Here is an 18,770-nt window from a genome sequence, read left to right on the forward strand (position 1 = left end):
CAAAACCCCCCTAGTAACATCCACGACAGCACAAAAAGTGTAGAAATGAAAAGTTTAGACATTCATAAAAGTGAATATTTAAAACAATTTAAAACCCAGACCTACGGAAGAAATCTTTTCAGAACTCAGGAAGAGGAAAGACTGGATGCTCCTAATGAAGAGTGTGGGATCTTCGGATTGTATTCGGATAATGATCTGGATACTTTCTCTCTTTCTCAGTTCGGGCTTTTTGCTTTGCAGCACAGAGGCCAGGAAGCTTGTGGTATTTCCGTTTTAAAGGAAGGAAGAATCACAAACATGAAAGACGAAGGACTGGTTTTAGATGTTTATAAAGACATTCAGGAACCTGAAACTTTTATGGGAAATTCTGCAATTGGTCATACCCGTTATACTACTGCAGGAGATAAGAAGAAATATAACTTCCAGCCATTTTTCGCCAAAAACGAATATGACCAGATTATACTTTCTATAGCACACAATGGTAACCTTACCAATGCGAAAGAATTAAAGGCTGAATTAGAGGCTGAAGGCGTTGTTTTCAGAGCAACTTCCGATTCTGAAGTAATCCTGAGACTGATCCAGAAAAACCTTGATTTAGGCCTTCGCGGAGCGATCAAAGCAACCATGGAAAAGATTGAGGGAGCTTATTCTGTAGTAGGGATGACAAGAAATAAATTCTTTGCCTTCAGAGACTTCAACGGTATCCGACCGCTGGTGTTGGGAGCTATCGACGAAAAGTCTTATGTGGTGGCGTCAGAATCTGTTGCATTGGATGCCGTTGGCGCTCAGTATGTACGTAATATCCTTCCTGGTGAGATCATTTATACCAATGAAAACGAACCTGGAAAACTTCATTCTTATATGATGGATGAGGCGAAAGGAAAGCAGAGAATCTGCTCTTTTGAATATATTTATTTTGCAAGACCCGACTCTACGCTTGAAGACATCAACGTTTATGAAATCAGAGAAAAATCCGGAGAGAAAATTTGGGAACAGGCTCCAGTAGAAGCTGATCTGGTAATTGGAGTTCCTGATTCCGGTGTTCCTGCTGCTATCGGTTTCTCAAAAGCTTCAGGAATCCCTTTCCGCCCGGTATTGATCAAAAACAGATATATCGGAAGAAGTTTCATCGTTCCTACACAGGAAATGAGAGAAAGGGTAGTGAACCTTAAACTGAACCCGATCATCTCTGAGATGAAAGGTAAGAGAGTAGTCATTATAGACGATTCTATTGTTCGTGGAACAACATCTAAAAGACTGGTTAAAATTTTAAAAGATGCAGGAGTAAAGGAAATCCACTTCAGAAGTGTTTCCCCTCCAATTATCGCTCCTTGCTACCTTGGAATTGATACTCCGTCCAAAGATGATCTGATTTCTGCCAATATGACTACGGAAGAACTTAAAAATTATCTGGGAGTAGACTCCTTAGAGTTTTTAAGTATTGATAACCTGAAAGATATTTTAGGATCAGCCAACCACTGCTTCGGATGCTTTACAGAAGAATATCCTGTAGGAAAAGGAGAAGAAGTAGATTTATTCAATTAATCTCTTTATTGAAATAATAAAAAAGAACCGGGTGTACAACCTGGTTCTTTTTGTTTTAGAAATGTAGCAAAAGCTTAATATTCCTGTATTATTCAATATACAATGGAGTTTTAATTTTGTAAGATTAAAACTTCAGGATATGAAAAATGCGCTATTCACGGGTATTTTTATTGTATTTACCCAATTTTATGCTTCACAATCTTTTGACAGGCAGGCACACCGCGGAGGAAAATCCCTTTACCCGGAAAATACAATACCGGCTATGAAAAACGGATTAAAAATGAATGTTACCACATTGGAAATGGATCTGGCCATAACAAAAGATAAAAAAGTAATTCTTTCCCATGATGCTTTTCTTTCTCCTGAATTGGTAACAAAACCAGATGGAACCTATATTCCCAAGGATTCGGGGTTTTATTATAAAATTTATGAAATGCCTTATGCAAAGATCAAAACTTTTGATGTTGGTTTAAAAAAACTGGAAAACTATCCTGATCAAAAGAAAATGAAGGTTCAGAAACCTCTGTTTTCAGATGTAATAGATGCATGTGAGGCTTACGCCCGTGAATTGAAAAGGCCGTTACCTTATTATAATATAGAAACCAAAACCCGTCCTTTCTCAGACAATATATTCCATCCCGGGCCCAAAGAATTTGTGGATCTGATGATGAAGATCATTACTGAAAAAAAGATTCAGGACAGAGTGATCATTCAGTCTTTTGATCCAAGAACACTGGAAATTCTTCATAACGAATATCCTGGAATCATGACTGCTTTACTCGTAGAAAAGGTAGATGATAAAAAGCTGGCTCAGCAGCAGGCTTATTTTAAAAATATTCCGGCAGAAAAGTTCAGAATGTATCCTAATCATATGAATGGAGTAGCCGGAGATATGAAGTTCCTGAGTTTCACTCCTACAATTTACAGCCCGGAACACAATCTTGTAACACCTCAGTTAGTACAGGAATGCCACTCATTAGGCATGAAAGTAATCCCATGGACTGTTAATACAAGAGAAAGATTAAAGGAATTAAAAGAAATGGGAATAGATGGGGTGATCAGTGATGATCCGAGAATATTTGAATAAAACTTTTTTATATAAATAGCCGGAAGAAAATCTTCCGGCTATTTTATGCGTGCAAGGTTAATGCACTTCGGTTAAAAAATTGGTTCCTAATTAGAATTTGTAGTTAAGACCTAACTGAAATACTCTGTTGTTGTTTTCAGCAGCAGGTCTGCTTTTATCAATTTTTGTCAAGCTATTTACATATCTTGCGCTGATACCGATGTTGGATGTAATATCATATCCTAAACCAAGACCCAATCCGAAATTGAATTTATTGATCTGATCTTTGTCGATATCTTCAGTATTAGAACTTGTAGTGGTTGTAGTAACACCTCCTGTAGTACTTGCTACACTTCTTTCTCCTTTAGTTTTTCCGTTGATGAAATAACTGAATTCAGGTCCGGCTTCAACGTAAAATTTCTCTGTAGGTCTCATCTGAAGCATTAACGGAACTGAAATATAGTTCATTTTTACTCTACCTTCTTCTTTAGTTTTTACATTCGTAACTCCGTTATCAGTTTCTGTAGATGAAATTACATCTTTCGCTCCCATTTGGTTGTATAATACCTCTGGTTGTAAGCTGAATTGTTTTGAAAGTGGAATATTAACGAATGCACCTGCGTGGAAACCTAGTTGTTGTGTGTTGATTCCAAACTTTTGCTCACTGAAATAAGCTGAGTTTCCTCCGGCCTTGATTCCGAATCTAACGGGTTGTACATCTTTTTTTAGTGGTGATGCATTAACTGTTTTCGTTTCCGTCTTTGTTTCTGTCTCCTGAGCGAAAGCTAGTGTACCAGCAGTTAATGCTAATCCTAAAAATAACTTCTTCATAATTTTATTTTTTAATTTTACTATTTGTGTGTCGGATATCTCTCAATCAGACTCCAAGTATTTTGCAAATTGCTTGCCAAAGTCGAAAAACGCCTGTTTAAAGGGGTTTTCAGATGGTTTTCATAAAGTTTTTTTTTAACCATTTATCCCTTTTTGATGAATAAATGTTTTATAAAATGAATGTTTTGTGAAAATAGTTGAACACTCAATATGCTTTATTGTTGATAATTAAAATGATAAAAATTTTAAATTGAATTATTTTTCTGATAATTGATAAGCTGTCCGGAAGAGCTTTTGCAGTACAGAAATAAAAAATACCGGACTATTAAAGCCCGGCACCGGTTTTGAAAATAATAAATATCTCTATTTAAATCGGTACGCAACTCCTGCCTGAATTGCATTATTTCTTACTTTATCACCGTCGTTGTATTTGTAAACTTCAGTAAGCCCAGCCGTAAATCTTGCAGTTACGCCAAAGTTTTCGGTAAAATAATATCCAGCACCAATACCTAATCCCACGTTGAAACGATTAAAAAGACTTTTTGAAATGTTCTGTGAAATATGTTCCGTACGATCAACAGTAATTGAATTTCCAGTAGTCTCAATAGTGGTTAAATCTCCTTTTGTTTTTCCTCCCAGCAGATATCCGAATTCAGGACCTGCTTCTACATAAAGCTGTGGAAGAATATTGTATTGAACCATTACAGGAAGAGAAAGGTAATTTAATGTTGTCCTATAATCATAGTGTTGTGTTATTCTGTAATTTCCTGAGCTGGTTCTGTAGTTATAGTCTGATTTTGATCCCAGCTGGCTGAAAAGAAGTTCCGGTTGGATGCTGAATTTGTCAGAAACAGGAATATTCGCAAACACTCCTGCATGAAAACCTGCTTTGATTTTCTCATTGTTATCATATTCATAGCCATCTCCTCTGGTAAGTGTAGAACCGTTAAAACCTGCTTTAACACCAAAAGTAACAGGAGAAGATTTTGACTGATGCTTTTCCTGAGCATTTGCGGAAAGGCAACCTGCAATTGCAAGTACTGCAAAGAGTTTTTTCATGATTTAAAGTTTAATTTTTTCTTTTCAACAAAATATCTGCCACAAAAGGGTAAAGTGATAAAAATCATGCAATAAGCGAAAAAGTCAGGCTTAAACTAATAAACCTGACTTCTTCTATTGAAATCAAAATGTATCTTATTTACAAACAAAATATCTTCAATATTCTGTTGTGTACTCAGACTGCCGGTCCGGCTGACACAGTTCTCGTTAAAGTTTAATGGTAATAGTTAGATTGTAATTCTGATATTCAATTGAATATCAAATGAATCAAAGTATACTCATTGTGAAACGTGAACCGTAAGTTGGAAAATTTCCGGATTGAGTACAATCAATTATTCTACAGGCAAATTTCTTGCCAAAAATATCGGGACAAATAAAAAAGCCGGATTATATTGAATCCGGCTTTGTATTGATGAAAAGTCTGCTTTAAAAAGCTAAACTGATTTCTTAGAATTTATACGCTAAACCTACCTGGAATACTCCGTTTTTAGCCTTATCTTCAGATAGATCCGGTCTGTCTTTGGCAACATCCGTTAAACCAGCCACATATCTTGCCGTAATACCGATATTGTCTGTGAAATAATATCCTGCTCCAAGACCGATTCCGAAGTCAAAACCTTTGAACAGATCTTTAGCATCTGCAGAATTGGAATCAGCTTTCAGTTTTGAGTTAATCAAAAAGCTGAATTGAGGTCCTGCTTCCACGTATAGGTTAGGAAGGGCATTATATTGAAGCATTAACGGTACAGAAATATAATCCAGGTTTACTTTTATATCATTAGTCCCTTTAATTTTTGCACCCATTCCGTTGTATAACACTTCTGGTTGGAAAGAGAAGTCCTGAGCTACAGGAATATTGGCAAATAATCCTCCGTAGAATCCCGCTTTTGAATTGAAATCATTCTCGGTAAGAGTTGAAATATTAAGACCCGCTTTCACACCAAATCTAACTGGAGAAGAAGAAGCAGTAGAAGTTGAAGTCTTCTGAGAGAAAGCAAAAGTACCTGCTACAAGCGCAAGGCCTAAAAAAATCTTTTTCATAAGTTTATTTTTAATAGTTATTAAGTTTTATTTAACATTTCTTTAAGAAACAAACTACGTGCCAAAATCAATTTATGTTCTTAATTTTCTACTTAGTATACATTTTTTAAGAATATTTTTTTATCTGCGGTAAAAAAGCCGGATTAAAATTAATCCGGCCTCCTTGTCATTAAAAAACTTAGTAAACTTTAGAATTTGTAGTTTAATCCTATCTGGAATACGCCATTTTTTACAGATCCCTCTCTGTCATATCCGTACTGATATTTTGTTTTTACAATATCAGATAAGCCTGCGGTATATCTCACATTCACCCCAATATTTTTGGTAAAAAAATAACCCGCTCCCAATCCGATCCCAAAATCGAAAGATTGAGTTCCATTTTTAAGAAGGCTCGTAGAAGCAGTTTTCTTTAATCTGGCATCAATCAAAAAGTTAAATTGCGGGCCTGCCTCTACATACAGATTAGGAAGTGCCTTATATTGGAACATGACAGGAACAGAAAGATATTCTAAATTAAGCTGGGTATTATTATCTCCTTTTCCTTTTGCTCCCGTAGCGCTATATAAAACTTCCGGCTGCACTGAAAAATCTTTAGCTACAGGAATATTGGCAAATACACCACCATAGAATCCTGCTTTTGACTTCATATCCATATTGGAAAGGGTAGAAATGTTCAGACCTGCTTTCAAACCGAATTTGATTTTAGAAGATGTGGATGGAGTAGTAGCTTCAGTAGCTTCAGTAGTGCTCTGAGCAAAAGTGAAAGTACCTGCGATAATGGCCAGGCCTAGAAAAATCTTTTTCATAGATTAGTTTAATTTTTATGTTGTTTAACGCTCGGAAAGCAACAAACAATATGCCGTCAAACCCCATGAATAAAGACTTTATATGTTTTTAACGAATGAAAAAATCAACTATGTGGGATGTATTAATGGTGAATTATTAACTCCATATTATTTTAACATAAAAAAAGACCAGATTAAAAAATTAATCTGATCTTTTCTATTGAATATAAAATTTGTTAGTGAATGTAAGCTTATTTGAATCTATAAGCTAAACCTACCTGGAATACATTGTTTTTTACAGCATCACCAGAATTATTCTTGTAAATGTCAGTAAGACCTGCAGTATATCTTGCTGTAATTCCTAAATTAGGAATGAAGTAATATCCTGCACCAATACCTATACCAAAGTTAAAAGTCTGGAAATCATCTTTGTCAAGAGTAGCAACTTGTGTATTGTTACTGTTGTTTGTTGAACTTTTTAACTTATCTTTAGCGCTTACAAGAAATCCAAATTCAGGACCTGCTTCAAGGAAGAACTCAGGTGTTGCATTATACTGGAACATTACCGGTACAGCAACGTATCCTAAATTTCTTGAATATTCGCTCTTATAATTATTACCAAGTACTGAATATTCTCTTGTTACTTTTGAGCCTAAGTCATTATAAAGAACTTCCGGCTGCACACTAAAAGAACTTGCTAATGGGATGTTGGCGAAAACTCCTGCATTAAAACCAATTTTTGATTTAGAATCACTTAAATCTGCACCGTTAGAAAGTGAAGAAACGTTCATTCCTCCTTTTACCCCAAATGTTACCGGATTAGAAGATGTGTTTCCTGTCTGTTGAGCGAATGCGAATGTTCCTGCAGTTAACGCTAATCCTAAAATTAACTTTTTCATAACTTTAATTTTTTAATTTTACTCTTTCTTAATTTTAAATTTTACTACTGTTCAACATTTTCAGTTGAACGCTGAGTATCTTTCAAATTGCTTGCCAAAAATTTTTTTTATGATTAAAATCAATAAAAAAACCACTTAGCGTTTAAGTGGTTTTAATTTCATATGTTTGATTGTTAGTGACTTACATCTTTAAATAAACATTTGTTTAGATATGGTCTAAATTGACAATTTTGTCAAAAGTTATATACCTGAAATGAATTATTTGATAAAAATCACTAGGCATCATTCAGTTTTCTATAAAAAGTTAGGGATTTAAGGATATTTTCCTGGCTGCACTGATGATCATAATTGCAGAAACCTATCCCTGTAAGCAGAGAAAAATTGATTTTACTGTCTGTATTCTTTTTATCATTCAGTAATAATGCGGTAATATCTTCATCTTTAAAATCGCTGATGTCGAGGTAAGGATAGTATCTCTGGATGTTTTCAATAATTATTTTAGAATCTTCTTCAGAGATAAGATTTTCAAGATATGCCAGATGAGCTTCGGCAATCATTCCCATCGCAACTGCTTCCCCGTGAAGGATAGGATTTTCCTGCTGTAAACATAAACTTTCCACAGCATGTCCGATGGTATGCCCGAAATTAAGCGTTTTTCTGATGTTCTGTTCATGGAAATCCTGATCTACCACATTTTGTTTAATATTCATAGAAGCCTGGATATGAGGAACAACGGTTTCCACTTCCAGTTTACGGATCTGAATCAGCTGGTCCCAATGATTTTTATCAGCAATTAGTCCATGTTTCAGCATTTCTGCAAATCCGCTTCTCAATTCTTTAAAAGGCAGTGTCTCTAAGAATTTTGGATAAATAAAGATTTGTTCAGGAAAAGCAAAAGTTCCCACCATATTTTTATAGTGCATCAGATCAATCCCGGTTTTTCCTCCTATGGAAGCATCACACATCGATAAAAGGGTAGTAGGGATATTAATGAATTGGATTCCTCTTTTATAAGTAGAGGCAACAAATCCTCCCATATCGGTAATTACACCACCACCAAGGTTGATAACCAGTGCTTTTCTGTCTGCCTGCATTTCCGTAAGAATTTCCCACAGCTGGTTGGCTGTCTGGATATTTTTCATTTCTTCTCCGGCTTCGATCTCTAAAATTTCAAAGCCAAGATCGGTTTCCATATTTCCCAGAAGAACCGGAAGACAGTATTCATGAGTATTTTCATCTACAAGAATAAAAATTTTACTGAAAGATTTCTGGTGAAGAAACTCGTTGAGCTGTGAAAAATTATCGTTTAATATTGTTATCATCTTTGATTGTATGTAAAGTTAAAAATGTAAACTATAGTGCAAAGTTATGATTCTTAATTTTTAACTCGTAACTAAATTACTATCTTTGCAGAAATTTTTAGAATGAGCAGAGATAATAATAATTCAGACAGACCAAAGAGACCAAGAATTTCAACCAAGAAAAGTTCTGATGATTCTCGTGCTTCCAGATCTGGAAATTCTTCAGGATCAAAACCTTTTAAAAAGCCTTTCTCTAAAGATGGAGGAAAAAAAGGGCCGGAACATAAAGGATCCAACTCAAGATTTGAAAAGAAACCTTTTAAAAGAAATACGGACAGTTTCGAAAATTCCAATGACGATTTTGGTCCAAAATCTGAAAGAAAACCTTATATCACGAATAAAAGTGAGAGCTATGAGAAGAAATCTTTTGGAAAGCCTAAGAGAGGAGGAAAAAATTTCGATACAAGAGATAAGTATGAAAGAGGCAGTCTGAAATACGGAAGAAGACCTTCCAGCGGTGATGACAGGAATGATGACAAAACGAGATCTTTTGTTCAGAAAAGGAGATTGAATAAAATTGAAAAAGACGTTAACAAAGACAGCATCCGTCTTAATAAGTATATCGCTAATTCCGGAATCTGCAGCAGAAGAGAAGCTGATGAGCTGATTACTCAGGGATTGGTAGAAGTCAACGGAAAGGTGGTAACTGAAATGGGATACCAGGTACAGAAAACAGACAGAGTTGTTTTTGACGGACAAAGCATTACTCCTGAAAAGCCTGTATATGTCCTGTTGAATAAGCCGAAAGGATATATTTCTACTACCAAAGATGATAAAGCAAGAAAAACTGTAATGGATCTTGTTGCGAATGCTTCTCCATACAGACTTTTCCCGGTGGGAAGACTGGATCGTTCTACAACAGGAGTTATCTTATTAACCAATGACGGACACATGACGAAAAAATTAACGCATCCGTCTTTTGATGCCAAAAAGATTTATCATGTAACATTGGATAAAAAACTTACCGGTGAAGATTTACGTCTTATTGCAGAAGGTATCCGTCTTGATGAAGGATTAGCTGTTGTTGATCAGATTTCATATATTGAGGGGAAACCTAAAAATGAAGTCGGAATTGAAATCCACATTGGATGGAACCGTGTTATCAGAAGAATTTTCCAAAGATTAGGATACGAAGTGGAAGCTTTAGACAGAGTAATGTTTGCCGGATTAACGAAGAAGAATATCAAAAGAGGACACTGGAGAATCCTTACAGAACTGGAAGTAAACAACCTTAAAATGCTTTAAACAGCATATTAAATGTAAAGAATAAAAAAGCGCAGAATTATTTTCTGTGCTTTTTTTGTTTCTATATTCCGCCCTGAAATAAGCTGACAATTAATCAATTATAAAAGATCAAGAGTTAAAAGTTGTATTTGATATATTGTAACTGATGATATACTTACTATTCTTTTAAAAACTGAGGAGCTTTTCTTTGTGGGTTGTTCTGTTCAAATGTATAGGCCATATTGATCAGTTTACCTTCTTCCCATTTTCCGGCAAAAAAAGAAATACCAATCGGTAAATTATTTATATAGCCCATTGGTAAGGTAATGCTTGGGTATCCGGCAATAGCTGCAGCACTGGAACTTGAATAGAAATTTTCATAATTATCACCATTTTTCAAATCCGTTTTCCATGCTTCCGCAGTAGTAGGTGCTATTATCGCATCTAAATTATATTTTTTTATCGTAGAGTCTATTCCTTGCTGGCTGCCTTTTTGGGCAATTGTAACAGCCTTTTTATAATTCTTATCTTTCTTTCCATTACTTTTTGCTGAAATCTCTAAATATTCCTGTCCAAAGTATTGAAGTTCTTCTTTGTTGTTTTTGTTAAAAACAATTAACTCATCTATATTTTTAATTACTGCATTTTTCCCTAAAGATTTTAAATAATCATTCAAATCATCCTTAAATTCACTGACCATCAATTCAAAGGAGCTTTTTGAAATTTCGGGGGAAATCCAATCTTTTTCTATTTCAACAATTATGGCTCCCTGAGATTCCAATATTTTTAATGTTTGTAAAAATAAATCGTCCACTTTTTTATTTGCTCCTTTGGTAATTCCTTTTACATATCCGAGCCTTTTTCCTTTCAATCCTGTTAGAGTAAGGAATCGGGTATAATCTTTATGTAGAAATGGCGTATTACCAATGGTCTTCTTATCATGTTCATCCTCACCTACCATAGTTCCAAGGCTTATGGCAATATCTTTCACCGTTCTTGCCATTGGCCCCGGGGTATCCTGTGAACTGGAAATGGGAATAATTCCTTGTCTGGAAATTAAACCGACAGTAGGTTTTAAACCAACAATTCCATTGAAGCTGGAAGGGCAAACGATAGATCCATTAGTTTCTGTACCGATTGCTATTATGCCGAGATTGGAGGAGATAGCAACCCCTGAACCAGCACTGGATCCGCAGGTATTTCTATTAAGAATATAAGGGTTTTTTGTAAGTCCGCCCAGCCCGCTCCAGCCACTTGTGGATTTCTCACCTCTGAAATTTGCCCATTCACTGAGATTGGTTTTTCCAATGATTACAGCACCTGCATCTCTAAGCTTTTTAACGAGATAACTATCCTGTAGTGGAAAAGAGTTTTTTAAAGCCAGGGAACCTGCCGTATTGGGCATTTTATCATGAGTATCTATATTATCCTTCAATAATACAGGAATTCCAAATAAAGGTTTATTTTTAAATTTTGAATTCAAATGATCCAAGGAGTCAGCAATCTTAATAGCATCCGGATTGGTGGAGATCACAGAATTTAATTGTATTCCATTTTTATCAATATCGTTGATGCGTTTAAAATAAGCTTCAACAACTTCTTTTACCGTCACTTTATTGTTTCTATACAAATTTTGGATCTTTTCAATATCATATTCCAGATATTTGAATTGCGAATCTTTTGTATCCTGAGCCTTGGTAAGAACACCAAAAAAGACTACAGCAGATAGAATTATTTTTTTCATTATAAATGTTTTATCAAATATAAAGAAATATCCCGAATTCATGTAATTATTGTATCTGAAGCTGTTGAAAGCCAAAATCCTGATTATAGAAAAAGCGCAGAATTATTTTCTGCGCTTTTTGTTTTTATATCGTTGTAAATCCTATTTATTATCCCAGAACAGTTACTCCTTTTTCAATCATTTCATAGATGGCATCTCTGGCATTGTCTGGTTTTACATTCACGGCACGTGTTCCATTGAAATGAAGACAAGTTACATATCCATTAGCTACCGCATCCTGTGCAGTGAACTTAACACAATAATCTAATGCCAGGCCTACAATTTCTACCAACTGGATGTCGTGATATTTTAAGAAATCATCCAAACCGGTTTTCATAAAGTGATTGTTATCCTGGAAACCGCTGTAGCTGTCAATTTCAATATTTTTACCTTTTTGTACAATATGGGTTACTTTATCTCTGTTCAGATCTTTATGGAATTCTGCTCCGAAAGTCCCCTGAATACAATGATCCGGCCACATAAATTGCGGAACTCCATTGAGAATAATGCTTTCCCCCACCTTTCTTCCATTGCTGCTTGCAAAACTTTTATGACCTGCAGGATGCCAGTCTTGTGTAAGAACCACCTGATCATATTCATTTTCCTCCATCAAGAGATTGATGTATGGAATAATTTCGCTGGCTCCAGGGACAGCAAGTGCTCCGCCTTCACAAAAGTCATTCTGTACATCGACTATTATTAACGCTTTTTTCATATATTGATTTCTCGAATTTTTGATAAATTTACAAAACTAATCTTCAAAAATTTGTCCAAACCCTAATTATCGGACAAATCGGCAATATAAATTTTTCAATGCTTATCAACGAAGAACCTAACACATAAAATAATTGAGTTTTGTCTGCAACGTATGCTGTTTTGAGAGCTGAACCAAATATCAATAGCGTATCTTTGCGGGAAATAAGTATTTTATGTCATTTGAATCGTTAGGATTATCACACAATATTATTCGTTCCGTTAAAAAATTGGGGTATTTAAAACCTTTTCCAATCCAGGAACAGGCTGTTCCTGTCATTTTGCAGGGAAAAGATCTGATGGGAATTGCGCAGACAGGTTCCGGGAAAACGGCGTGTTTTGTGATGCCGATTTTAGAAAAATTACAGAATGCAGAAGTAAAAAAAGATCGTAATGTTCAGGTTCTGATATTGGTTCCTACCCGTGAACTGGCTATTCAGATCGATGAAGTTTTCAGAGCATTCACTGATAATCTAAAGAGAGAAGTCCGTACAATGGCTGTGTACGGAGGTGTTTCTATCAATCCACAGATGAAGGGAATGTTTGGTGTGGAAGTTTTGATTGCCACACCGGGACGTCTGTTAGACTTGATTGATCATAATGCATTGAGTATTTCAGGAATTAAGCATTTGGTGATTGACGAAGCTGATAAAATGTTTCAGCTCGGCTTTGGCGAAGAAATGAATAAACTTTTTACCATGATGCCTGTGGCGAAACAGACTACTTTATTTTCAGCAACCCTGAATGATAAAGTTTCAGAAATGAAAGAACGTCTTTCCATCAATCCTACGATTATCGAAATTAAAAAAGAAAAGGTTGAAATTGACAATATCGAACAGCTGGCATACCATGTTGCTCCGGAAAATAAAGGACCTTTTTTACGATATTTAATTAAGGAAAAGAAAGTTGAAAAAGCACTTGTTTTCGTTTCATCCACAAGGTCTGCGGATAATCTGGTAGAGAAACTTAAAAAGAATAAAATAAAAGCAGTGGCCATTCACAGCCAGAAATCTCAGGGGGCGAGAAGAAACAACCTGGAAGAATTTAAAGTAAACGGAGCCCAGATCCTGGTTGCAACAGACTTAATCGGGCGTGGAATTCATATTGAATCACTGCCATGTGTTATCAATTATGAATTGCCGCGTTCACCGCTGGATTATATTCACCGTATCGGAAGGACAGGACGTGCCAATGAAAAGGGCACCGCAATCAGTATTCTGACGGATGATGAATTGCAACATTTCCGGGTAATTCAAAAGAAAATGGGAAAAAAAGTAACCCTGCAAAGGACAGAAGGTATTGATTTACATGGTTATTAATCCTTAATTAATAACAAAGGCTTCAGTTGATACAATTGAGGCCTTTATTATCAAATGAAGCCAGACCTTCTTATAAATAGTTATCCGTATAATTAATGCTTTATTCACCTTATATTCTTGAAATTTTGATAAATTTACACAAGCGATATTTGAAAAATTAAAACCATAACAATGAGTGATTTAGAGAAAAAAAAGTTTCCTATAGGACCGTTTGAAGTGCCTGAAAACATTTGTGATACGACATTGGATACTTATATCAAAGTAATTAAAGACTTTCCCGGCCGGCTAAAGAATCTCATTGAACATTTTACAGACGAACAATTGGATACACCTTACAGAGAAGGTGGCTGGACGGTAAGACAACTTGTAAATCATCTTTCAGACAGCCATATGAACAGTTTTATCCGTTTTAAACTAGCCCTGACAGAAGATAATCCTACCATAAAACCGTATGATGAAGCGAAATGGGCAGAACTTCAGGACAGTTTTCATATGCCTGTAAAACCCGCTATGAGAATGCTGAAAGGAACCCACCAGAGATGGGTAACACTTCTTAAAAGCCTTACCAATAAACAGTTTGAAAGGACTTTCCATCATCCCGAGCATCAGAAAAATTATAATTTAAGAGAAAGTCTTGCATTGTACGTGTGGCACTGTAATCACCATTTTGCTCATATTGAAAATCTGAAGATCGAGAAAGGTTGGTAAGGAAGAGTCTCAATAATCCAATATACTATCAGGAAATTATAGATAGAATTTCTTTGTTATCTGAAAACTCCACCGGAAGATGGGGGAAAATGAACGTTTGCCAAATGCTAAAACATTGTGATCTGGTTCTTCAGGTAGCTTTGAAAAATCTGGAACTTCCCCGTATCAATCTCTTGTTTGGAACAATAGGGATTTTTACTAAAATAGAAATGTATGTTTTCAATAATGGAATTCCGAGAAACATGCCTACTTTTCAAAAACTAATCGTTAATTTTGAATGTGATTTTGATGAATCAAAAGCCAATCTGCTGAAAACGCTGGAAGAATTCCGGGAAGCCTGTGAAAAGAGCAATTTGCCGGATCACCACAGATTATTCGGAAACATGACTGAAAAAGACTGGACATTTTTAGAATTCAAACATCTTGATCACCATCTAAAACAATTTAATGTATGAGTTTTTTTGATAAAATATTCGGTGGGAAAAGTGAAAACCCTGAGCAAAAAACATTCTGGAAAAAGATAGAATCTGAAGAGGATCTTACCAAAGCTATAGAAGACTCCTTTCAGAATAAAATAGCGATATTCAAACATTCTACAAGCTGTTTTATCAGCAGAACTGTTCTGAAAAATTTTGAAAAAGAAGTAGAGAATTCGGAGCAGCCGGTACATGTATACTATCTGGATTTATTGGCTCACAGACCTGTTTCCAACAAAATAGCAGCAGACTTTGAGATCAGGCATGAAAGTCCGCAGCTGATTGTCATAGAAAACGGAAAACCTGTTAACAGTGCTTCACATCAGGATATTTCTTTAAGCCAGATTGTATCATGAAGAATATAAATAATTATTTAGCCAAAGTTTTAAATGTTCCGCTTCAGAATGTGAACACCTGCAGCCTGCACTATGAGGTAAAGAAAATTCCAAAAAATCAGTTTCTTCTTCAGTATGGTGAAATTTGCCGTCATATATTCTTTGTAGAAAAAGGGCTTTTAAAAATGTATTCCATTGATAAAAACGGTAAAGAACATATTATTCAGTTTGCTCCGGAGAGCTGGCTGATTTCTGACCGAAGCAGTCTTTATTTCAATGAAAAGTCTATTTATTATATAGAAGCCGTGGAGGATTCTGAAGTTTTGTTTCTTCATCCTGACTTCTTCAACAAACTGGTAGAACAATTTCCGAACAGTATTGAAAGAAGTGATTTTCTCCTGCAGAAACACATCAGAAGTCTTCAGAACAGGATCAATTCTTTGCTGGGAGAAACTGCAGAAGAAAGATATATGAAATTCATCAAAATGTATCCGGATTTGCTGCTGAGAGTTCCGCAATGGATGATTGCATCTTATCTGGGAATTACTCCTGAGAGTCTGAGCCGCGTTAGAAAAGAGCTGGCAAGAAAAAATTTCATCCCGGATAATAAATAAGAAAGGCTGGAAGATGGGAGAGGAAAGCCTGAAGTTCCGGTCAACACAAAAGAACTTTTAAACATCCTTATTAATAAGAATTGAGATAAGCCTGTAATGACTTCCATCTTCCAGCCTCTATCTTCCTTACCTCAAATCAATCTTTTTGGCAAGCTGTCCAACCTGTCTGAGTTTTGCCTGCGTATTTTCCGACCATGGAAGTCCTATGCAGAGTCTCATACAATTTTCAAACTGCTGCTGAAAAGTAAACATCCTTCCGGGAGCGATACTTATGTTCTGTTTGATGGCCAGATCATATAATTCTGTTGTACGGATATTTTTATCAAATTCTATCCATAAAGACAAGCCTCCCTGTGGACGGCTGGTTTTCGTACCTTCCGGAAAAGATTCTGCAATGGTCTGAACATAGTTCTGGTAATTGATCTGTAATGTTCTGCGAAGCTGCTGAAGATGCTTTTCATATTTTCCGGATTTCAGGAAATTAGCCACCGCTTCATTCACAATAGAAATAGAAGAAGTAGAGTGCAGAAGCTTCAGCTTCATGATTTTGTCTTTATACTTCCCGGGAGCAATCCAGCCAACACGATAACCGGGAGCCAGAGTCTTTGAAATAGAGCTGCAATACAGTACATTTCCATCTTTATCAAAAGATTTACAGCATTTCGGACGGCTGGAACCAAAATAAAGGTCTCCATACACATCATCTTCTATTAACGGAATATTATTTTCAGAAAGTATTTTTACAATTTCTTTTTTATTTTCATCAGGCATACAGCTTCCCAACGGTGAATTAAAATTGGGAATCAGGAGACAAAGATCTATTTTCGGAATTAACTTTTTTAAAGCCTCAATTTCTATTCCCGTAGTAGGATGGGTAGGAAGTTCCAGTACCTTTAATCCCAGCCCGTTGGCCAGCTGAAGAATTCCGGGATAGCAGGGACTTTCGATCGCAACGGTATCTCCTGGCTTTCCCAGGGCCATCAAACAGAAAGAAAGGGCATTCATTCCTCCATTGGTGGTGATAAGATCATTTTCGCTCAGATTGCCTCCCCATTGTAAGGAACGTACTGCAATCATTCTTCTTAATTTCAGATTTCCCTGAAGTTCCTCGTATTCGGTACCACCGTCTTTTAATTCCCTGGTGGCATTCACAATCTCCTTTTTTAGTTTAGCCTGAGGCAAAAGATCTCCCGACGGAATTCCGATAGAGAAGAAGGTAAGATCCTTTTTACCCATATTTTCATATACTTTACTGATCAGCTCATCCGGTTCATCATTATTGGCGATCAATGACGGACGGCTTACTTCCGGCAAAGGAAGTTTTGCTGAAAACAGCTGGCTTACAAAATAGCCGGACTGCGGTTTGGATTCTACCAAAGACTGGGATTCCAATTCCAGAAAGACACGTTTGGCCGTATTCATGCTTACCTGATGTTCCTGACATAGCATTCTCACTGAAGGAAGCTTGTCTCCGGCCTTTAGAATACCATTTCTGATCTGTCCTGCAATGCCGTCTGCAATTTCCGTGTACAAAAATTCTTTACTCATATTATTAAACTGTGCTCATGCAAATATACAAAACTGATACTGTGTTTATCAGATTATCCTTTCTAATTTTGAACATCAATTAAAAAGCTTGAATACAATGTTGACAAAACAAATATCAAAAGATGAAAATATAAGCGGCTGGATCAATGGCTTTATTGGTGTCGTATTATTTAGTGGAGGTTTGCCTGCCACAAAGTTAGCCGTAATGGAAATGAGCCCCATTTTTGTAACGATTGTTCGTGCGGCTGTTGCAGGAATTCTTGCGCTTATCGTATTATGGCTGGGTAAAGAAAAACGTCCTGTTAAAAAAGATTTAATTCCATTACTGTTGGTTTCCCTTGGCTGTGTGATAGGTTTTCCGCTTCTTTCTGCATTGGCACTTCAATATCTTACTTCAGCCCATTCTATTGTATTTCTTGGAATGCTGCCTTTGGCAACGGCTGTATTTGGAGTGATACGTGGTGGCGAAAGGCCTCATCCCGTATTTTGGTTTTTTTCGGTTACAGGAAGTCTTTTGGTGATTGGCTATGCTGTCTCGCAGGGGATATCAGCGTCACCTGTTGGCGATATTCTGATGTTGCTTGCCGTTATTTTATGTGGAATGGGTTATGCTGAGGGCGCTAAGCTATCTAAAACATTAGGCGGCTGGCAGGTAATTTCCTGGGCTTTGGTATTGGCACTGCCTGTTATGATTCCTTTATTTTTTATTTATTTTCCTGATGATATTGAAAATATTAGTTTTCAGGGATGGTTTGGAATGGCTTATATTTCGCTTTTCAGCATGTTTATTGGATTTATATTCTGGTATAAAGGATTGGCCCAAGGCGGAATTGCGACTGTTGGACAGCTGCAGCTGCTTCAGCCTTTCTTTGGCTTGGCGCTCGCTGCCTGGCTTCTTCATGAGCAGGTAAGTGTGGGAATGCTGGGGGTGACAGTGGGCGTCATCTTATGTGTTGCAGGAACTAAAAAATTTGCGAAATAATTAAATATAAAGCATTATGACTCAAGTCATAAGAAAACAGCTTCACAATAGTCTAATTTTGATACATCACCACAAAATAGAGCATTATGAAGTTTATTATGTCAAGCCTGCTTATAGGATTTATTGTCCTGAGCTGTAAAAAAGAATCCAAAACAGAAACCAATGTTACAACAGATACTGTCATAACTGATACCATCAGGACGGATTCTGTTTCCACTATAAATCCAATCCCTTCCGATACAATACAAAGTGATACGGTTTCCTCAAAAAAACTTACAGATACCACAGGAACCCATAAAAATAAAATTCCAAAGAAATAGCAGTTTTTTCTGTTATTACTTTGAAAAACCCGTTTTTATTAAGTAAAAATGGGTTTTATTATTTTGTATTTCTACAAATTGTTGAAATTACAGCTTAAATATGTGGTATCAAAAAATCAAT

19 protein-coding genes are annotated in these 18,770 nt (G+C 36.1%); 10 read left to right on the forward strand and 9 right to left on the reverse strand.

Annotated features, from left to right (window positions below; genetic code table 11):
* Window positions 1-45 precede the first annotated feature (45 nt).
* Complete coding sequence (gene purF / locus LIV57_RS07025; RefSeq protein ID WP_227942257.1) at window positions 46-1,545, forward strand: amidophosphoribosyltransferase; 1,500 nt, start codon at window positions 46-48, stop codon at window positions 1,543-1,545.
* Window positions 1,546-1,684: 139 nt separating this feature from the next.
* Window positions 1,685-2,632 (forward strand): glycerophosphodiester phosphodiesterase family protein, encoded by a 948-nt coding sequence (locus tag LIV57_RS07030; RefSeq protein ID WP_227942041.1) that lies wholly within the window; start codon window positions 1,685-1,687, stop codon window positions 2,630-2,632.
* Window positions 2,633-2,722: 90 nt separating this feature from the next.
* Here the strand turns inward: LIV57_RS07030 and LIV57_RS07035 are convergent, their stop codons facing one another.
* The 6 genes from LIV57_RS07035 to aroB form a co-directional block, all read right to left on the reverse strand.
* The gene (locus LIV57_RS07035) at window positions 2,723-3,442 is read right to left on the reverse strand and encodes a porin family protein (RefSeq protein ID WP_227942042.1); all 720 of its coding nucleotides are present in this window, start codon (window positions 3,440-3,442) and stop codon (window positions 2,723-2,725) included.
* Window positions 3,443-3,805: 363 nt separating this feature from the next.
* Window positions 3,806-4,501 carry a porin family protein gene (locus LIV57_RS07040; RefSeq protein ID WP_227942043.1) on the reverse strand — a complete coding sequence of 232 codons (696 nt, stop codon included), beginning with the start codon at window positions 4,499-4,501 and terminating at the stop codon, window positions 3,806-3,808.
* 447 nt (window positions 4,502-4,948) lie between these two features.
* A complete protein-coding gene (locus LIV57_RS07045; protein WP_227942044.1) occupies window positions 4,949-5,542 on the reverse strand; it encodes a porin family protein in 594 nt (197 codons plus the stop codon).
* 188 nt (window positions 5,543-5,730) lie between these two features.
* A complete protein-coding gene (locus LIV57_RS07050) occupies window positions 5,731-6,348 on the reverse strand; it encodes a porin family protein (protein ID WP_227942045.1) in 618 nt (205 codons plus the stop codon).
* 230 nt (window positions 6,349-6,578) lie between these two features.
* Complete coding sequence (locus LIV57_RS07055; protein WP_202840194.1) at window positions 6,579-7,226, reverse strand: porin family protein; 648 nt, start codon at window positions 7,224-7,226, stop codon at window positions 6,579-6,581.
* A 275-nt stretch (window positions 7,227-7,501) separates the two neighbouring features.
* Entirely contained in the window at window positions 7,502-8,548 is a 1,047-nt protein-coding gene (gene aroB, locus LIV57_RS07060) for a 3-dehydroquinate synthase (protein WP_227942046.1), read from the reverse strand.
* Between the two features lie 102 nt (window positions 8,549-8,650).
* Between aroB and LIV57_RS07065 the strand changes: the two genes are divergently transcribed.
* Window positions 8,651-9,832 carry a pseudouridine synthase gene (locus LIV57_RS07065; protein ID WP_227942047.1) on the forward strand — a complete coding sequence of 394 codons (1,182 nt, stop codon included), beginning with the start codon at window positions 8,651-8,653 and terminating at the stop codon, window positions 9,830-9,832.
* A 157-nt stretch (window positions 9,833-9,989) separates the two neighbouring features.
* Here the strand turns inward: LIV57_RS07065 and LIV57_RS07070 are convergent, their stop codons facing one another.
* Together LIV57_RS07070 and pncA are read right to left on the reverse strand one after the other, a co-directional pair.
* Entirely contained in the window at window positions 9,990-11,555 is a 1,566-nt protein-coding gene (locus tag LIV57_RS07070) for an amidase (RefSeq protein WP_227942048.1), read from the reverse strand.
* A gap of 148 nt (window positions 11,556-11,703) precedes the next feature.
* The gene (gene pncA, locus LIV57_RS07075; protein ID WP_110008849.1) at window positions 11,704-12,309 is read right to left on the reverse strand and encodes a bifunctional nicotinamidase/pyrazinamidase; all 606 of its coding nucleotides are present in this window, start codon (window positions 12,307-12,309) and stop codon (window positions 11,704-11,706) included.
* Between the two features lie 214 nt (window positions 12,310-12,523).
* On the opposite strand from pncA, the gene LIV57_RS07080 reads away from it, so the two are divergent.
* From LIV57_RS07080 to LIV57_RS07100, 5 genes are all read left to right on the forward strand, one after another.
* Window positions 12,524-13,666, forward strand: coding sequence for a DEAD/DEAH box helicase (locus LIV57_RS07080; protein ID WP_227942049.1), 1,143 nt, complete (start codon window positions 12,524-12,526; stop codon window positions 13,664-13,666).
* Window positions 13,667-13,837: 171 nt separating this feature from the next.
* A complete protein-coding gene (locus LIV57_RS07085) occupies window positions 13,838-14,374 on the forward strand; it encodes a YfiT family bacillithiol transferase (RefSeq protein WP_227942050.1) in 537 nt (178 codons plus the stop codon).
* Window positions 14,368-14,829, forward strand: a complete 462-nt coding sequence (locus LIV57_RS07090; RefSeq protein WP_227942051.1) for a DUF1569 domain-containing protein — start codon at window positions 14,368-14,370, stop codon at window positions 14,827-14,829. The genes LIV57_RS07085 and LIV57_RS07090 overlap by 7 nt, the downstream gene beginning before the upstream one ends.
* Window positions 14,826-15,206, forward strand: coding sequence for a bacillithiol system redox-active protein YtxJ (gene ytxJ, locus LIV57_RS07095; RefSeq protein ID WP_110008852.1), 381 nt, complete (start codon window positions 14,826-14,828; stop codon window positions 15,204-15,206). The genes LIV57_RS07090 and ytxJ overlap by 4 nt, the downstream gene beginning before the upstream one ends.
* Entirely contained in the window at window positions 15,203-15,799 is a 597-nt protein-coding gene (locus LIV57_RS07100; RefSeq protein ID WP_110008853.1) for a Crp/Fnr family transcriptional regulator, read from the forward strand. Before ytxJ ends, LIV57_RS07100 begins: the two co-directional genes overlap by 4 nt.
* A gap of 126 nt (window positions 15,800-15,925) precedes the next feature.
* Here LIV57_RS07100 and LIV57_RS07105 read toward each other — a convergent pair whose 3' ends face one another.
* Window positions 15,926-17,347, reverse strand: a complete 1,422-nt coding sequence (locus LIV57_RS07105; protein ID WP_227942052.1) for a PLP-dependent aminotransferase family protein — start codon at window positions 17,345-17,347, stop codon at window positions 15,926-15,928.
* Between the two features lie 97 nt (window positions 17,348-17,444).
* Between LIV57_RS07105 and LIV57_RS07110 the strand changes: the two genes are divergently transcribed.
* Window positions 17,445-18,329 (forward strand): DMT family transporter, encoded by an 885-nt coding sequence (locus LIV57_RS07110; RefSeq protein WP_227942053.1) that lies wholly within the window; start codon window positions 17,445-17,447, stop codon window positions 18,327-18,329.
* Between the two features lie 86 nt (window positions 18,330-18,415).
* On the forward strand, window positions 18,416-18,649 hold the full coding sequence (locus LIV57_RS07115) for a hypothetical protein (protein WP_227942054.1): 234 nt from the start codon (window positions 18,416-18,418) through the stop codon (window positions 18,647-18,649).
* The last annotated feature ends 121 nt before the right edge of the window (window positions 18,650-18,770 follow it).

The sequence above is a fragment of the Chryseobacterium sp. X308 genome (assembly GCF_020733145.1).
GTDB classification, from domain to species: domain Bacteria; phylum Bacteroidota; class Bacteroidia; order Flavobacteriales; family Weeksellaceae; genus Chryseobacterium; species Chryseobacterium cupriresistens.

Coding starts and splice junctions, on each gene's coding strand:
- purF (WP_227942257.1), top strand. CDS start 46: ATGAAAAGTTTAGACATTCATAAAAGTGAATATTTAAAACAATTTAAA.
- LIV57_RS07030 (WP_227942041.1), top strand. CDS start 1,685: ATGAAAAATGCGCTATTCACGGGTATTTTTATTGTATTTACCCAATTT.
- LIV57_RS07035 (WP_227942042.1), bottom strand. CDS start 3,442: ATGAAGAAGTTATTTTTAGGATTAGCATTAACTGCTGGTACACTAGCT.
- LIV57_RS07040 (WP_227942043.1), bottom strand. CDS start 4,501: ATGAAAAAACTCTTTGCAGTACTTGCAATTGCAGGTTGCCTTTCCGCA.
- LIV57_RS07045 (WP_227942044.1), bottom strand. CDS start 5,542: ATGAAAAAGATTTTTTTAGGCCTTGCGCTTGTAGCAGGTACTTTTGCT.
- LIV57_RS07050 (WP_227942045.1), bottom strand. CDS start 6,348: ATGAAAAAGATTTTTCTAGGCCTGGCCATTATCGCAGGTACTTTCACT.
- LIV57_RS07055 (WP_202840194.1), bottom strand. CDS start 7,226: ATGAAAAAGTTAATTTTAGGATTAGCGTTAACTGCAGGAACATTCGCA.
- aroB (WP_227942046.1), bottom strand. CDS start 8,548: ATGATAACAATATTAAACGATAATTTTTCACAGCTCAACGAGTTTCTT.
- LIV57_RS07065 (WP_227942047.1), top strand. CDS start 8,651: ATGAGCAGAGATAATAATAATTCAGACAGACCAAAGAGACCAAGAATT.
- LIV57_RS07070 (WP_227942048.1), bottom strand. CDS start 11,555: ATGAAAAAAATAATTCTATCTGCTGTAGTCTTTTTTGGTGTTCTTACC.
- pncA (WP_110008849.1), bottom strand. CDS start 12,309: ATGAAAAAAGCGTTAATAATAGTCGATGTACAGAATGACTTTTGTGAA.
- LIV57_RS07080 (WP_227942049.1), top strand. CDS start 12,524: ATGTCATTTGAATCGTTAGGATTATCACACAATATTATTCGTTCCGTT.
- LIV57_RS07085 (WP_227942050.1), top strand. CDS start 13,838: ATGAGTGATTTAGAGAAAAAAAAGTTTCCTATAGGACCGTTTGAAGTG.
- ytxJ (WP_110008852.1), top strand. CDS start 14,826: ATGAGTTTTTTTGATAAAATATTCGGTGGGAAAAGTGAAAACCCTGAG.
- LIV57_RS07100 (WP_110008853.1), top strand. CDS start 15,203: ATGAAGAATATAAATAATTATTTAGCCAAAGTTTTAAATGTTCCGCTT.
- LIV57_RS07105 (WP_227942052.1), bottom strand. CDS start 17,347: ATGAGTAAAGAATTTTTGTACACGGAAATTGCAGACGGCATTGCAGGA.
- LIV57_RS07110 (WP_227942053.1), top strand. CDS start 17,445: ATGTTGACAAAACAAATATCAAAAGATGAAAATATAAGCGGCTGGATC.
- LIV57_RS07115 (WP_227942054.1), top strand. CDS start 18,416: ATGAAGTTTATTATGTCAAGCCTGCTTATAGGATTTATTGTCCTGAGC.